Origin of the sequence: Megasphaera sueciensis (assembly GCF_050219315.1) — a bacterium.
In the GTDB taxonomy this organism is placed as follows: Bacteria; Bacillota; Negativicutes; order Veillonellales; family Megasphaeraceae; genus Megasphaera_A; species Megasphaera_A sueciensis.
Window position 1 is genome coordinate 1,384,140 of the sequence record NZ_CP116939.1, and the last position, 14,724, is coordinate 1,398,863.

Consider the following 14,724-nt stretch of genomic DNA (forward strand, 5'->3'; position numbering starts at 1 on the left):
ACCTCATTTCATAATGCGTAACCGGCTGCGGGCCATTTCTTTTTCCATGGCATACCGGATATCATCAATCGCATGGTTGTTTTTATCCGGATAGGCACTAATAAACTGACCGTCCTTATTGCGCTCGTACTCATAATTGACAAACTCCTTATAGGTATTGGGACAGCGCTGCTTATCAATATAAATATGTGCCCGTTCCTGCAGCCATTTCATACCATGCTCCACACTGTCCGGGCCTTTTCTGGCTCCCGTGATATTTAAGCCAAACCCGCGCATTTCTACAATGCTTTTAGGTTCAGCCGAATCAGCAATGATGCGGCAAGAGTTATATTTCTGTTTAATCATTTCAGCTGCCCGCTTATTTGTCAGCTTCTGTTGATACAGTTCGTCAAATATATACAAATCTTCGTGTTTTGCATCATAGTGCATCGCATTAAATGCCAACGGATCCACCGCAAAGCCGAAATCCAACCCATAATGCCGCCGGTCAAACTGTGCGATCATGTCGTCACTCATACGCAAGTCTGATACGTTTTCAAACACAGCCCCGCCGGTGCCGGTGACTTCGCCCAGGTATTCATGCTTGTACAGCACTTCATTCTTAGCTTTGAGCTTTTCGGCTTCCAGGATGAACTGATCGCCTAACCACGCTTTAGGCACGTCTAAATATGTAGAATGATGTACTAGCCGGTCTGGATCATCAAAGAGTATTTCTTCATTCACCCAGTTGTTTTGGCTTTTCGGCGGATTGTACGTACAAAACACCCAGTATTCTTCGCCACCACGCAGCAGAGATTGAAACAAATTCCGGATTTCTTCCATTCCGCTGAATTGATCCAATTCTTCTAACCACACAATCCCCACATACCCAAACGGCAGCTTAATGGACTTGACTTTGGTCGGATCATCTACCCCAAAGAACAAAATCTTCTGTCCGGTTGCCTTATACGTGATTTCATGCGGCGACGTTTTGAAGCGGAAACGGTCAGCAACACCCAACTGATCAATACCCCATTGTACTTGTGGATATACACTGTTTTTGATGGTATTGCCTACCTTACGCAAGACGACGGCATGGCACTGCGGATGCTGCATCAATAACGTCGGTACTTCAATACCTCCGATAAAGGAAGATTTTGTACTGCCACGGCCCCCAGCCAGCCAATAAAACGTATGCGTATGCTGTTGTATATCCCAGAACACCGGATCAAACGCCGGTGAAATAATATTAGCGATATTTACTTCCATAATCAATCACTTTTCCTATCAAATGTAAATGTAACAGTCTCCTTATCCGGAGCGTCATTTTTAATAGAATCAACTTCAGCCTTAAGCTTTTGAATACGCAGACGCTGTTCTTCATCTGCCTGTCCGGCCCGGCACAGTTCCTCATACTGCTTGATCATGTTGTTAAGCGTACCCATGGCCCGGGACTGGGCCATTAAAAAAGCAGCCTGTTTTTCATAGGCTTCTGTATATTGATATGTATCTGCTTCTTCACTTTCCATAACATGACGCCTGGTCAAGTCTTCCGAATCAGTTACATACATGATCTTCTGCGCTCGGATAATGGCAGCATATTTGATGCAAATATTTTCCCAAAGGATATCTATAGGCGATTTCTTTTCTATGGCCTGTACTAATTTAGCCGTTTCCGGCGGCAGGTACTTAGCAAACAGCCCGTGCTTTACAGCGTTACTGTTTTGCTTAGGGACGCTGCTTGCGTGCCCTACTGAATTTGTATTACAAAAGGGTGCACCCTTTTTCTTTTTGTGTGCACCCTTTTTACGCTGCCAGTTATGCCGTTGCTTCCATGACTTTACTGTATTGATGGATACACCGTACTTTTCAGCAATTTCTTTATACTTCATACCGCCCAAATAATCGTTATACGCTTTATCCCGTAGTTCCATTTCACATTGTCACCACCATCCCTTGTTTTGTTTTGAAAACAGCCCGGAAAAAAATTATTTTAATATTCTATTTCGAGTAGAGCGCACCACGGGCACATGATTGATTTCTGTTTCCCGGGTTTTCTTCTGCCGATGCATCTTAATTTCAGACGATATACATCGCCCGTTACGTATGGACATCCGCATGTTAACACATACCTCGCGCCGATTAAACCGGCATCGTACATTGTCACAATCTATCATACTATCACCCACTTTTGCGCATAAAAAAGACGCCTACAAAATATAGGCGCCCTGTATATAAATTTTCATGCTATTAGTATACCACACTTTTCTGCTCAAAATCTGCTCAATTTTTACTTAGCAAAAATAATTTTTGAATTTGTATCGTCCGCATTTTTTCCAAATATCATAATCGCCAACTTTTCTAGCAGTACATTGCTACGCCGACGACAACTGGCATAACTAAGATGAACTTCACGGGCCACATCCTCCCATGAATCCCCTGATACCCATTTTTGCATTAATAAACTTCTGTCCTCGGGATCCAATTTATTAAGTGAATTCTTTAGTTTATTAAAAGTGGGTTCTATTTCCTCTAACTTTTTATGCAGCTCTGCAATTCGTGCCGGTGCCGATTCCTTGTTAAAGTATAATACTTCCTGCGGACTGACACCCTTACCACTCCCGCCACATCCTCCTGCTTCGGATAATACAGAAACTTTGGGAACTCCTTCCAGTTTCATCGTGTCTTGGATATCCTCTATGGCCACATGGATATTACTGATGTATACCCCAAATTCTTTATATCGCCGCAGATACTGTTTAACGACAATCACATAATCATTATGATACATACTTTTCATCGTCCCTTCATGTTGCGAAAGGGCATAATAAGCCCATATAAAACTTTTGTTGCATCGTAAAAAAACAAAGGACCATCTTTTTTAGGATTATTAATTCGCACAGTATCCTCCCTTGGATCATATGGAATACGTTTTAGTAATTTATTGGACACCAACACTTCGCGCCCCGCAATTGAAAAAACAGCAAGTACATTATCCTCTATGTGTTTCACTGTATTCTCATCCTGTAGCGCATTGCCTTCCCCCATATCAGGCTCTGCAAATACTCTTCGGTACATGTCCTCACTCATTTCTGAAAATTCCATATCCCTTAAATTAAAAGGGTGCGGATGTGGAATCCATACCGCCATATATGCGTTTGCCAATACCATTGTACCTTCCCCTTTATATAAATAATGCACCCCGCCAGAAAATTCATCGGGCCTAATAATTATATTCAATGCCGCTTTCCATAGCTTTTCTGTTCGTTTCGTTATCATATTCTCACGCTCCTCGTAAATGTGCTTTAATGGCTTCCATCAAGGCATCCTGCCCGCTGCGTTTCCGCTGCAGTGCCGCGATGACCTGTTCATCTATGGTGCCGACGGTAACAAGATGGTGGATAATAACCGGCTTATCCTGTCCCTGCCGATACAATCGGGCATTGGCCTGCTGATACTGCTCCAGGCTCCAAGTCAGGCCATACCACACAATGATGTTGCCCCCTGCCTGCAGGTTCAGCCCATAGCCGCAGCTTGCCGGATGCGCCACCAGCATTTCTATTTTCCCGGCATTCCAATCTCGTACACTATCTGCCCCGGACAGTTCTACCGCGTGCGGAAACGTAGACTTGATAGTCCACAGGTCATGCTTAAACGCATAAAACACAAGCACCGGTTTGCCTGGGTTGTCTTCCACAATTTCATATAGTTTATTCAGTTTCGCTTTATGGATCTGCGCTGTTCCTCCGAAATAACCTCCTACGTATTCCACATTCGGATCCGGATCTTCATACACGCTGCCATTGGCCATCTGTAGTAATTTATTGGACAGCGCGGCAGCATTTAAGGCAGTTATCTCCGCACCATGCAGCTCTAGTGTCATTTCTTTTTTCATGCTCTTGTAACAATTCTTAGCGGTTTCATCCATCTGCACGTGGATGATGTTATCGATCCGCTCGGGCAGTTTTAAATAATCCTTCGTTTTTAGGCTCATACAGATATCCGACACTCTGGTATATATTTCCTTTTTTGATTTCTCATCTCGGACCAACCATTCATATACGGCGTATCCATTACTGCGCCCCGGCTTGAAATAATTTTTCCGGAACTCGCTTAGCGTTACGCCTAACCGTTTGCCGGCATCCAGCAGGTACACTTGTGCCCATATATCATGTAAGTTATTAGGTGCTGGCGTTCCGGTCAATATGACAATCCGTTTAAAGAAAGGCCGGGCTTTGCGAAGTGCCTTAAACCGTTTGGCCTGTGGATTTTTAAAACTGCTGCTTTCGTCTACCACCAGCATATCGAAGGACGGCCGGAAACGGCACAACTCCATCAGCCACACAACGGAATCCCGGCTGATTACGTAAATATCGGCTTCTTTCTGTAACGCCTTTTTACGCTGTGCCTCCGTTCCCATTACCGTGGAAAAGGTAAGGCCCCGCAGATTGTCCCATTTCTGCGCTTCCTCCTGCCAGGTAGCCTCTGCTACTTTTTTCGGCGCCACGATAAGGACCTTACGAATGGTAAAGCAGTCATACATTAAGGCATCTATGGCATCTAATACGGTAGACGTTTTGCCAAGTCCCATCTCCCAGAACAGGCCGCAGTCCGGATGCCCTATAATATATTCGATACCTTCTTTCTGATAGGTATGTGGTGTAAATATCATAACATCGCCCTTCTATCTATTTTGCATTGGTCATCCAACATATACTGCAACAGTTTGGCCAGCTCTTCCTCACTATCCACGGTAAAGACTTTCTGATGCAGGCGTCGCATACGCCGGATTACGACTTGTTGTAAGGGTCTTGGCTTTTCACCGGGTGCCTTCATTTCCACAAAATACGTTCTGCCCGGCATCATTACAATCCGATCCGGTACACCGTCCTGCCCGGGACTGGTAAACTTTAATGCCCAGCCACCCAGCCGCTTTACTCCTTGCACTAATTTTTGTTCTAGTTCTTTTTCTAAAATTTTCATGCCGTCTCCTAATTTTTTATACAAATACAGATGTTACCGATGTTACCAATTCAAGGGCCCTCTTATAAGTATTTCCCATTAGACAATTTAGAGAAGTTCCTCACGCGCGTATACGTGTCTAAAGTCTCATTTTCAAATATCTCTATATATAATTGGTTACATTGGTAACAACAGTTACTAAACTTAGCCCCTATCTAGCTTAAAAGTGTTACCAATTGGTGTTACCAAAAAAAATAATTGGTAACACCTTGCTTTCTAATTCTCTACTTTTTGCATAAAACTAAATAATTGGTAACATCGTTTTTCTTAATAATTGGTAACACTTGAAAATAATTGGTAACACTAAAAATGCTAATTTCATTCATTATATTTATTTATTTATTCTTATATATGCCCGCTGCAGGCCATACAGATTGCCAAAGCGTAATTTTCCACTTCGTTCTTTATATGGCATCCATCCTTTCATCCCCTGCATGATACTATTCAGTTCCCGGGCAACGGCGTTCGTTAACTGCGGCCGGCTGCCGTTCATGGCTTCGCACCATATTTCTAGGATGCATACCCGGTTACGAACCACACCAGTTTCGGCCGCCCCGTCGTCGTAATCCTCTAAATAGGCCTTACGGTCATACAAGTCTAAGCTGCCCCAGTTTTCCGGCAGTTTCTTATCCAGATAATCCTGTATCAGTCCGGCCTTTTCACTGCCTTCTGTATGCGCTTCCTGTAGTTCCGCAGCCGTCTTGGCAACGTCCGCTGGCAGCAGTAAAGTATCATCCTGCTGATAGGCTTCATACACCTCTGCCCATATCTGGTCTATATCTATCTCTCCGATGTCCCGGTCACTTCCCTGCACAAACAGCGGCCAAAACCTTCGGCCACCTGTGCGGTCCTTCAGAAAAATATAATCATTGGTCGTTGCTGCAAATACGCACTGGCGGGGAAATTCTTCCGTGCGTCTGCCGTAGGGTGCTCGGAACTTATCCACCTGCCTAGAAATAAACGCTTTGATCTGGTCATTTTCCGCTTTGTTTGCCGCCTGCATTTCAGATAGCTCAATCATCCAGCTTCCCTGCAGCTGTTCCATGGGATCTTTTCCCTGCAGGCTGACGATAGAATCGTTGAACCACTGTCGGCCAAGCTTGGCCAATACCGTAGACTTGCCAATACCCTGCGGGCCGGAGAGAACAATGCAAGGATCAAACTTGATGCCCGGATGCAGCACACGGGCAACGGCAGCCTTTAAATGTGTCAGCGTGACTGTGCGCACATATATGCTGTCTTCGGCACCCAGATAGTCAATATAAAGCGTTTCCGCCCTCTTGACGCCGTCCCAGTGCAGGCCTTTTAAATACTCCCGTACCGGGTGAAACCGGTTCTGCGCCATGACTTCTGTCAGTGCGTCATCAATGACGCCCCGGCCGGTCAATTTGTAATACTTGGACAGGTAGTTCCGAAGACTCGCGTCATCGGCATCACGCCAGATAACTCCCTCCTGCATGCGGTGCCAGGGCAAATCTTTCTTCAGCAGGATGCGGTGGGAAAAGTCGTCTAAACCAAAACTGCCTTTTAATAGGGGATCGTGCGATAAAATCAAAATGAAGTTTTCAGCCGTCGGCTTAATGGCCGCGTTCTTGCCGCGTTCTAAGTGTTGGAGCCAGGACTGGTCTTGCTCTGCGTCCGGAAGGTCCAAGCCGTCATCCGTCATGAGCCCTCTGATTTCAGCCATATCATGTTCGGCCAATTCTTGTTTCGTGGCTTCGTCATTTCCTGCCAATTTCATCATGGCCACATAGGAAGGGCGTTTGTTGATAGGCGTCCGGTCGTCGGTATCGTCATCCAGATGACTGAACTTGTGGATCCGCACCAAATCAAACGCATTACACAATTTTCCTGATGCCGGATCCGTTCCGTGATGGGAATACGCAAATTTATCATCATAGAGCACCAACCCAGAAGACGTACTGCCCTCGGCGTATGTGTATCGGTCTTCATGCCCCGTCGGGAGATATACCTCATTTAAAAATGTTTCAATGGCCTGTGTTATAGTGTACTGTCGGCAAAAAGCTCCGATAAGTCCCGGTTTTTCCGCCGGCTCCCCTTGATGTTTGGCCTCCGTCTGTCGTGCTTTTACTTCCGTAGGGCCTACAGGCCACTCTGCCGTGTCATGCCAGTCTTCATACGTAGCCAGTACGTCCGCAGGCGGTATAGGCGGTGCGTCATTATAGGTAAAGATGTACGTGCCGTCCTGCGGTGCTGATGGCCAGTACATCAACCGGTGGACGTCATAGGTAGTAACATCAAACTGTCCGATGCCGATAGTATCGGCAATACGCCGGGCAACAGCCGGATACGCTTCCGCCGGTATGGGTTCTGAAAGCGGTATCACGAGCCGCAGCCGCGGAGATTCAGGTGTATGACTGTGAGTAGAATATAAAGCCCAGGCATAATGCCCAACAGCCAAATCTACCAATAGGAGAAACGTATCCAGGTCATCCACATGGTCCGCATCCAGACAGACCAGCTGGCGATGTATCACATTCTGCTGCAGCCGTCGGCCGCTTTTTAGTTTGCCGCCGACAAAACCGCCGACGTCCTTTGCCTTGTCCTTATCTGACTTTTTAAAGGTCCTGTACTCAGCTGCGGTTTCACCTGTCCGTGACGGAGTCTCCAGTTTATGCAGAAACTCTGACCATAAAACAGACTTTGTGCGCCAAACTTCCGCAAACCGGTTGGCCCCTGTTGCTATATCAAACTGTAAATCGTACTTCATAGGTTACACCGCTTTCTGCTCCTGTTCCGGCATCTGCAGATCGGAGCAGGGTGTCAAATGATGTTTTTGCACCCATCCGCAGATGATGCTGTTCATCCGTGCGTCGCTGGATGCCAATTTGTTCTGCAGCAACTTGGCCTGTATCAGGGTTCCTTGCCGTACTTCGATGCAGGCCAGTATCGTGTCACCGGTACGTACTCCTACAATGATGCATTGATGTTTTACAGCCCGATCACCATAAGACTTCACACAATTATGGAGTGCTGCGCTGATAGCATTCAGCTGGTGGGTACACTCCGGCGTGTAAAACTCCAGTCCACTGATTCTGTCTCGGAGTGCCTTCATTTCCCGCGTTTGTGGAATGACCTGGTTCGCATATTTTTGCTTGTCGTGCAGCACCATAACCGCATCATGTAAATCCCGGGCGCCAACATGAGGCTGCCGCCAGAACACTTTTTGGTTTTTAGGAGTCAACTGTGCGTACATGCGTGCTGTATCACAAAGAGTTTGGCAGTACTTCGTTAAAAGACGCATTACCGTTTCATCGTTATAGAAGCGGGCAATTCGTCGCAGAAATTTCATAACCTCTTCATTACGCCAAAATCCGGATTCATCATATCCGTTGTAACACCGACTCCCATTAAGGGATCTAAGGGATCCCAGAGACTGTCCGATGCGCAGCAGCATATCAAAATTGGAAGTAATGCGCTGCGCGCTTTGGAATAATATTTCTGAAAAGAGGCCTTTGTCTTTCAGCGCCTTACGCATTGCCTTTTTCTGCGGCAGTGCAAAGGCGTCACATACGGCGGAGTAATATTCCTGCCCCCTGCGGGTGTGCGCCAGGACGGACCCCTCAAAATTAAGGAGTCCGGAAACGTTGTTCTTGGCGCGTTCCCATTTATCCCGGTCATACTTTGGGGCTGTCGGGGCGGCCAATCGCCATGCAATATTCTGTAAAGCATTAAAAAACATACCGTAGCGACCTTGCAACGATGTTCCTACGTACATGGAAGGAACTCGATACCCAAGCTTCTTACATAATTTCTGTTCGATCGTCTGCCGCCATAATTTAAAAATATCCGTTAGTTCCTTGCGCCGGATAGAAGCCCTAGATTCATTCGTTAAATAGTACAAAGGTGTTTTTTCCGGCCAATCAGGTTGGCTTAATAAATCAATGCGCCGTGTTCCTTCCGCATCTCGCACTTGTATACATTGGCGTTTGATATCCGCCTGAATGGTATAGTGATGTTTTCGTCTCCACACGGTAAACCCTAAGGGTTGCCCGTATGCTGCACTTTGCAGCGCCGCGTATCGTATTTCTAAATTAACCGTTGTAGCTGTTTCTGTTACCCGGAACCACATCTGGGTAGGAATCGTTTCTGCGCGCTGCGTCATATAAAAATATTTGTGGTTATATCCGGTACGATTCAGGTGGGTACCACATTTCGGGCAATAGAAGGAATCGCCTTCGTCGTATGAATGATTGTTACGACACTCTACATGCCAAGTGCAACTGAATGTATGCCCGCAGTCTATGTGCCTTTGTGCCGCTGAGTAGTCGCAGGCGTAATAACCTCTTACGGGGGTATAATGCTGCACCACGTCCCACAGCGGACCTGTTTCCGCGTATCCTAGTATTTTCATACCGACACCCCCCTAAAACAGGTCATCCAAGTCAGCGGTAATGTCTTCCTCTGCTGCTGGTTCTTCCACTGGGGGCTTATCCTTTTTGTGGTGAGACCGTTTTTTTGGTTTATCTTCCGGTACAGGTTTCGCTTCATCTGCAGTAATTTTTTCGTCCACAAGTGACGTAGTCGGTTCTACTGCTGCCTCTTCTGCTTTTTTGGCTTCCTTCTGCTGATTCAGAATCTCCGCGGCCAACCGGCAGGAAACAATCGCACCATTGCAGTAATCTACTCCCGTCTTGATATCCGTCAGCCGAATTTCATCCGTCGTATTTACAATTTCCTGTTCCAATAAATCCTTGATTGATTGTGCCATTTCTCGTTGTTTGTTGAGCATATATTCTGTTAATTCCATAGTAATCAACTCCTAATCTTTCATATAATAGTTAGTTTCAAATCCGTCGGCATTCAGTACGAGCCCTTCATTCCAGGAAACATTCTGTGTCATAATAGAAATAGCTTCTTTCAGACTTCCCCGCCCTTCCGGCATTTCACAAATCACTTCATCGTGCACATGCGCCACTATCTTATACCCCACCTTATCTAGGCGCATCATAGCAACTGCCAAACAATCTCTGGCCACGGCCTGCACAATGTTTTCAACTAACTTACCGCCATAGGTTTCAAGGCGCCCCCATTTCCGGCTTGTCTGTTCCATCCCCATATACTCAATGGATTCTCCCCCGAATCGATTCGTACCGATCCGCGGATGGATGTACACCAAATGCCGGCCGCTGGGCAATTCAATAAATAAGGCGCCTTTTGCAACTCGGAATATAAGGCCACCCTGCTTAATGCGCTGTGGTTTACGGGTACGGATGGCAGTTTTTGCCGCCCGATCGGCAGCCCCCCAAAACTGAATAATTTTAGGTGACGCCGCGCGCCATTTTTCTACAATATCCGGCAGTTCTTCTTCGGATAGTCCCTTTTCTAGTGCGCCCATGGTAACAAGGGCATGCGGTCCGCCGCCGTAACCTAAGGCCAATTCAGCGACCTTCCCTTTCTGTCGCAAGTCCCCATTAACGCCATGCTTGACAACCGGAACATGGAACATGGACGAAGCTGAAGCACAATAGATATCGCCACCTTCGGCAAATACGTTCATGCGCCACGTTTCCCCGGCAAGCCATGCAATCACCCGCGCTTCGATCGCTGAGAAGTCGGCAATGATAAACCGTTTTCCTTCCGGCGCTACGAGCGCGGTACGTACGAGCTGGGATAATACATCGGGTACGTTATCATACAGCATTTCCATGACGTCGAGATCACCATCTTTTACGAGATTCCGCGCCATATCCAAGTCCGGCATACTGTTCCGCGGCAGGTTCTGCAGCTGTATAATACGTCCGGCCCAGCGTCCGGAGCGCGCTGCCCCATAAAACTGGAACATGCCCCGGCACCGGCCGTCTTTGGCCATGGACCCTGCCATAGCTTCATATTTCTTGATACTGGTCTTTCCTAATAACTGCCGAATTTCCAAGATACGCCGCACATTCACCGGTAAGTCTGTTTCTGCCAAAAGTTCCTGCACGGCTTTCTTATCCATGCATTCCAACGTTTGGCCAAGCTGTTCTTCCATCCATTCCTTGAGCTGCATGACGCTATTTGGATTCTCCAGTCCGGTGATATCCGCAGCTTCTACCATCAAATTGTCGTGATGTATTACATTCATACAAATTGCATTGTTGACGAGCGTCTGGTCAATGGCAATACCGTTGTTGTTGATACGTTGGTCTAAGCACCACACCTGATGTTCTGTGTCCGGTGGCCGCAACGCTAACAACTTTCTCCGGATTGCCTTTTCCACTACGACATCCTGCCGGTTGTACTCGATATATTCCGCCCATTTATCCGGGGCATCTGTCGGCATGTTTCGCGTTCGGCCGCCATTGGCTTTCGTCGGTTTACAGGGCATTGAAAAATATCGGATCAACGCCTTGCCCCGAGCATCTTTCTGCTTATCTTCACCAAAGTGCAGCACCTTGGCCACGTTAGCCAAACCCGTAGGCAAGGAATTATAGCAGGCAAGTACGCTGGAGCATTCCCACTGCGCTGTCTGCAAGGGTAGTAAATTTCTGCGCTGCAAATACTTGCTTAAGCATGTTATTTCAAAATTAGCATTAAAGGCCGTTTTGATGATATCGGTATCGTACAGGCACGCAGTCATGTCGTCCGGTAATCCCTGTCGCGTCATATCAATGACGGTAACGGGATCATCATCAAAGCTGTACCCGAACAGCAGGATGGTAAAAACATCGGAGTCTACATATCTGTAGACTCCGTATTTGATTAAGTTGACGTCGCTGTAGGTTTCTATATCAATTGCGAGCGTTCTCATATTGCTCAGCTCCTAAAATAAATCATCCACGCTGCTGTTGCCACCGAACGCATCGTCTTCGATATCATCATCACTGAAATCACTGTCCGTCACCACAGAACCACTAAGCGGTTCCCCGTCCTTTATTTTACGCAAGCCCTGCAGCCCGCATCCGATGCCTTTATTGCCGGAGGCTGCATACGGATAAAAGGTAATAACAGCTTGGCAGTAGCATCCACTATATACCTCCGACTTATCGAGAATTTCGTTTCTGTCACGATCCACTATTTTAGGCGCCCTATCCTCGTTTGCATTGGCGTTGATAAAATAACAGTCTTCGTAATTCGGATCACCTGGGCGATCGGTATCACCGTCCCGGATCGGCATATGCAGTTCCTTGATTACTTTCCCCCATTTTTCTTTAGATGCAGAATCATTTTTAACCTGTTTCAGCGCTTCGCTGATCTTAGCCAACGTCTTCTTATCGTCTTTCCGGATAAGAAGAGAACAACTATATTTCATGGTTCCGGACGGCGTTTCTTTCGGCGCCCAAATATTTGCATAACTGATCCGTACTACTCCCGTAGAAATCTTAACTGTCATAATGTTTTATCTCCTTTTTGAATAAAATCTTCTAATAACGTATCATCAAAATCGTCGGCAACATCCTGTAGCTGCATCGGTTCCCGCTTATCCGTTTCTGAAACCAGCGTCGGCTTGCCTTCCGGTTTTTCAATAAATTCCTTTAATAGTTCACTAAAATGTTTCTTACCGCATAATTTTTCTAATTCCGTAATGGTTTTGAGCTCGCGGGGTTTATATACCGTATCGTGTTCATACCCGTTGAGCTGCAGGATAGAAGCTGCCTTGTCCTCGTCGGTGATCTTGCGCCGGCTGATGCCCTCTACTACTTTGAGCCCCGGCCAGGTGGTACCGGAAAGAGCTTCGGAGAGTGCATACTCCTCGATATCCTTCAACCAGGATTTTATTTCCTTGGCCTTTAAGATAATATCTGAAATTTCCCAGTCCTCCAGCTCCGCACCGGGTGCAAAGTCTTTTTTAACAGAAGACAGCATATACTCTGCCAACGCCCGGCACGTAGTACGGCACCGGCAAAACCGGCAATGCACTCCGGCTGTCGGGGCGCCCTTACCACTCCACGCCTGCTGCGCAATAGGGCGAATCGATGTGCCCCAAGCAAGCAGTTCCGCAATAGATATTTCATCCGTAGAAACGCTGTCCAGCCGCGGCTGCACGATCGTCATTTTGACATTGTCGTAACCGTAGCAGATACCGAACGCATTGTGCGCCCCTAGTGCGTAAAGCCGCATCTGTGTATTTCCTACGGCAGAAACGGGCGCCCCCTTTCCGTATTTCAGATCTACAATTTCTATATAGTGATCTGATACGATCACCGTATCGCCTGTCCCGAATCCTTCAGGAGCCCATGGCGAATAGTCTAAGTGATATTCGATATGTACTTCAGCATCCGGTGAAACAGCTCGAGCTTCGTTGATCTTTTCCACTACGATATCTGCGTATTTCATTACCGCTTCAATCATTTCCTGATCCGTTTCCGCACTGATAGAAGAAAAACCTGGCACTTTTAGATACTCTTTCAGGTACTGTTCCGCCAGCGCATGCGCCCGTGTGCCCTCTTCCGCATACGGGCTTGTCGTATCAGTGAGCTTTTCCTCCATCCGAGCCGAGGGCGTGCATACCAGCCATCGGCCCGAGCTGGAAGCGGACAACAATGCATGTTCTCCCATTATTCCGCCCCAATTGCTTTCAGGAAGTCCGGCATTTGAGACTGTGCCATATGAGATAAACGATCTAGTTTATTTGCTTTCAGCCACGCATTGGCCGCATCCATCGTTTTGGTTTTATCTTTTTTGAGCAGCGGTGTCATTTTTTTGCGGAGCTCCTGATTTTGAGCGTCCGTAATAACGGCGTCCGTTGGTTCTTCTACCTGTGCCGTCTGCGGAGTCTCCGGAGCTGTTGTTTCAACAGGTTTTGTAACTGTTTTTTCTGGAATGGCTTCCTTAGCCGGCTGTACTACATTAACAACATTTGGTTCCTTGACTTGTAAAAAATCCTTCAGTACTTCGCTAAAGGTATTCAGCGTGGTAAGCAGTGCCGGTGATTCATCTAATATTACATGTACATTAATATCCATAATTTATAATCTCCCTTCGAATGTAAAACATTTACAAATTGCTTCTTTTTGTGTTATAGTTACCTTGAACTAATAATTTTTTTTGCAGAGCCGTTGACATTGCCGTGTCAGCGGCTTTTCCATTGTCTAATATTTTTAAATCTTTGCAGTTAAGTGGTTTTCCTAGAACAACATTAATTTTTAATCGATTGGTATCATCCAATCCGATTTGCATAACACCATCCTTTAAAATTGCTACTAATTCCCCTTCTGAGGGATCGTATTTTTCGCCCTCAATTTTCTTATACCGTTCAAGTACTTCTCTTGCAATTGAAATAATATCCATTTATTCGCTTTTCACCTCCTCACACAACTTCCCATAAACCATATGCCAGTAGACAGCCCATGCCTGCATAAACCCCAAGCCAAAAAACAATTTCCAGAGCGTCCTTGATTGTTGCGGGTTCGCCATAGTCAAGGGCTTTATTATAACAAATGACATTTAGTTCCTGCCGCCGTTCGTGATTTTGGTTTACGAACCGCCATGGTGTGCCGATATAATCCGTTGTTTCATTCATGCTGTTTCTCCTCCTTTCTGCTTGGCTATGCTGACCGGATTATGTATTTCATATCGGCGTTCTCCATAGCGGAGTTCACATTTTTTCCGGAGCCAATCGGAAAATGCGTCAGCATGTATCAATCTTTTACCTCCACGAGCCCCTATCTTCATACTGGGGAAATCAAAATCTTTGGCCCAATCCCGGATTTGTTCATCTGATACAGAGGCAACTTTTGCCGCTTCCTCGACAGTAATACATATCTTTTCCATTAGGTT

At 46.4% G+C, this 14,724-nt stretch carries 16 protein-coding genes; all 16 read right to left on the bottom strand.

What is annotated here, in order from left to right; genetic code table 11:
- Positions 1 to 3: 3 nt before the first annotated feature.
- Entirely contained in the window at positions 4 to 1,248 is a 1,245-nt protein-coding gene (locus NXG62_RS06615) for a PBSX family phage terminase large subunit (RefSeq protein ID WP_427114147.1), read from the bottom strand.
- 2 nt (positions 1,249 to 1,250) lie between these two features.
- Entirely contained in the window at positions 1,251 to 1,913 is a 663-nt protein-coding gene (gene terS / locus NXG62_RS06620) for a phage terminase small subunit (protein WP_427114148.1), read from the bottom strand.
- Positions 1,914 to 2,269: 356 nt separating this feature from the next.
- Entirely contained in the window at positions 2,270 to 2,770 is a 501-nt protein-coding gene (locus tag NXG62_RS06625) for a hypothetical protein (RefSeq protein ID WP_427114149.1), read from the bottom strand.
- A gap of 5 nt (positions 2,771 to 2,775) precedes the next feature.
- Positions 2,776 to 3,258 carry a hypothetical protein gene (locus NXG62_RS06630; protein WP_427114150.1) on the bottom strand — a complete coding sequence of 161 codons (483 nt, stop codon included), beginning with the start codon at positions 3,256 to 3,258 and terminating at the stop codon, positions 2,776 to 2,778.
- Between the two features lie 4 nt (positions 3,259 to 3,262).
- Entirely contained in the window at positions 3,263 to 4,651 is a 1,389-nt protein-coding gene (locus NXG62_RS06635) for a DEAD/DEAH box helicase (protein ID WP_427114151.1), read from the bottom strand.
- Positions 4,648 to 4,962, bottom strand: a complete 315-nt coding sequence (locus tag NXG62_RS06640) for a VRR-NUC domain-containing protein (protein WP_427114152.1) — start codon at positions 4,960 to 4,962, stop codon at positions 4,648 to 4,650. Before NXG62_RS06640 ends, NXG62_RS06635 begins: the two co-directional genes overlap by 4 nt.
- A gap of 370 nt (positions 4,963 to 5,332) precedes the next feature.
- A complete protein-coding gene (locus tag NXG62_RS06645) occupies positions 5,333 to 7,732 on the bottom strand; it encodes a VapE domain-containing protein (RefSeq protein ID WP_427114153.1) in 2,400 nt (799 codons plus the stop codon).
- 3 nt (positions 7,733 to 7,735) lie between these two features.
- On the bottom strand, positions 7,736 to 9,376 hold the full coding sequence (locus NXG62_RS06650) for a PcfJ domain-containing protein (protein ID WP_427114154.1): 1,641 nt from the start codon (positions 9,374 to 9,376) through the stop codon (positions 7,736 to 7,738).
- Between the two features lie 12 nt (positions 9,377 to 9,388).
- Positions 9,389 to 9,772, bottom strand: coding sequence for a hypothetical protein (locus tag NXG62_RS06655; RefSeq protein WP_427114155.1), 384 nt, complete (start codon positions 9,770 to 9,772; stop codon positions 9,389 to 9,391).
- Positions 9,773 to 9,784: 12 nt separating this feature from the next.
- Positions 9,785 to 11,755: a DNA polymerase gene (locus NXG62_RS06660; RefSeq protein WP_427114156.1), complete on the bottom strand. Its 1,971-nt coding sequence runs from the start codon at positions 11,753 to 11,755 to the stop codon at positions 9,785 to 9,787.
- A 12-nt stretch (positions 11,756 to 11,767) separates the two neighbouring features.
- On the bottom strand, positions 11,768 to 12,337 hold the full coding sequence (locus NXG62_RS06665; protein ID WP_427114157.1) for a DUF2815 family protein: 570 nt from the start codon (positions 12,335 to 12,337) through the stop codon (positions 11,768 to 11,770).
- On the bottom strand, positions 12,334 to 13,503 hold the full coding sequence (locus NXG62_RS06670) for a DUF2800 domain-containing protein (protein WP_427114158.1): 1,170 nt from the start codon (positions 13,501 to 13,503) through the stop codon (positions 12,334 to 12,336). The genes NXG62_RS06665 and NXG62_RS06670 overlap by 4 nt, the downstream gene beginning before the upstream one ends.
- Positions 13,503 to 13,910, bottom strand: coding sequence for a hypothetical protein (locus NXG62_RS06675; protein ID WP_427114160.1), 408 nt, complete (start codon positions 13,908 to 13,910; stop codon positions 13,503 to 13,505). Before NXG62_RS06675 ends, NXG62_RS06670 begins: the two co-directional genes overlap by 1 nt.
- Positions 13,911 to 13,941: 31 nt before the next feature.
- Entirely contained in the window at positions 13,942 to 14,235 is a 294-nt protein-coding gene (locus NXG62_RS06680; RefSeq protein WP_427114162.1) for a hypothetical protein, read from the bottom strand.
- A 19-nt stretch (positions 14,236 to 14,254) separates the two neighbouring features.
- Positions 14,255 to 14,467, bottom strand: a complete 213-nt coding sequence (locus NXG62_RS06685) for a hypothetical protein (protein WP_427114163.1) — start codon at positions 14,465 to 14,467, stop codon at positions 14,255 to 14,257.
- Positions 14,464 to 14,718, bottom strand: coding sequence for a helix-turn-helix domain-containing protein (locus tag NXG62_RS06690; protein ID WP_427114165.1), 255 nt, complete (start codon positions 14,716 to 14,718; stop codon positions 14,464 to 14,466). Before NXG62_RS06690 ends, NXG62_RS06685 begins: the two co-directional genes overlap by 4 nt.
- Positions 14,719 to 14,724: the final 6 nt, after the last annotated feature.

What these genes read in the sequence shown, in the direction of transcription:
- NXG62_RS06655 (WP_427114155.1), bottom strand. Translation starts at nt 9,772, where the DNA reads ATGGAATTAACAGAATATATGCTCAACAAACAACGAGAAATGGCACAA.
- NXG62_RS06645 (WP_427114153.1), bottom strand. Translation starts at nt 7,732, where the DNA reads ATGAAGTACGATTTACAGTTTGATATAGCAACAGGGGCCAACCGGTTT.
- NXG62_RS06615 (WP_427114147.1), bottom strand. Translation starts at nt 1,248, where the DNA reads ATGGAAGTAAATATCGCTAATATTATTTCACCGGCGTTTGATCCGGTG.
- NXG62_RS06680 (WP_427114162.1), bottom strand. Translation starts at nt 14,235, where the DNA reads ATGGATATTATTTCAATTGCAAGAGAAGTACTTGAACGGTATAAGAAA.
- NXG62_RS06665 (WP_427114157.1), bottom strand. Translation starts at nt 12,337, where the DNA reads ATGACAGTTAAGATTTCTACGGGAGTAGTACGGATCAGTTATGCAAAT.
- NXG62_RS06640 (WP_427114152.1), bottom strand. Translation starts at nt 4,962, where the DNA reads ATGAAAATTTTAGAAAAAGAACTAGAACAAAAATTAGTGCAAGGAGTA.
- NXG62_RS06625 (WP_427114149.1), bottom strand. Translation starts at nt 2,770, where the DNA reads ATGTATCATAATGATTATGTGATTGTCGTTAAACAGTATCTGCGGCGA.
- NXG62_RS06660 (WP_427114156.1), bottom strand. Translation starts at nt 11,755, where the DNA reads ATGAGAACGCTCGCAATTGATATAGAAACCTACAGCGACGTCAACTTA.
- NXG62_RS06675 (WP_427114160.1), bottom strand. Translation starts at nt 13,910, where the DNA reads ATGGATATTAATGTACATGTAATATTAGATGAATCACCGGCACTGCTT.
- terS (WP_427114148.1), bottom strand. Translation starts at nt 1,913, where the DNA reads ATGGAACTACGGGATAAAGCGTATAACGATTATTTGGGCGGTATGAAG.
- NXG62_RS06635 (WP_427114151.1), bottom strand. Translation starts at nt 4,651, where the DNA reads ATGATATTTACACCACATACCTATCAGAAAGAAGGTATCGAATATATT.
- NXG62_RS06670 (WP_427114158.1), bottom strand. Translation starts at nt 13,503, where the DNA reads ATGGGAGAACATGCATTGTTGTCCGCTTCCAGCTCGGGCCGATGGCTG.
- NXG62_RS06685 (WP_427114163.1), bottom strand. Translation starts at nt 14,467, where the DNA reads ATGAATGAAACAACGGATTATATCGGCACACCATGGCGGTTCGTAAAC.
- NXG62_RS06650 (WP_427114154.1), bottom strand. Translation starts at nt 9,376, where the DNA reads ATGAAAATACTAGGATACGCGGAAACAGGTCCGCTGTGGGACGTGGTG.
- NXG62_RS06690 (WP_427114165.1), bottom strand. Translation starts at nt 14,718, where the DNA reads ATGGAAAAGATATGTATTACTGTCGAGGAAGCGGCAAAAGTTGCCTCT.
- NXG62_RS06630 (WP_427114150.1), bottom strand. Translation starts at nt 3,258, where the DNA reads ATGATAACGAAACGAACAGAAAAGCTATGGAAAGCGGCATTGAATATA.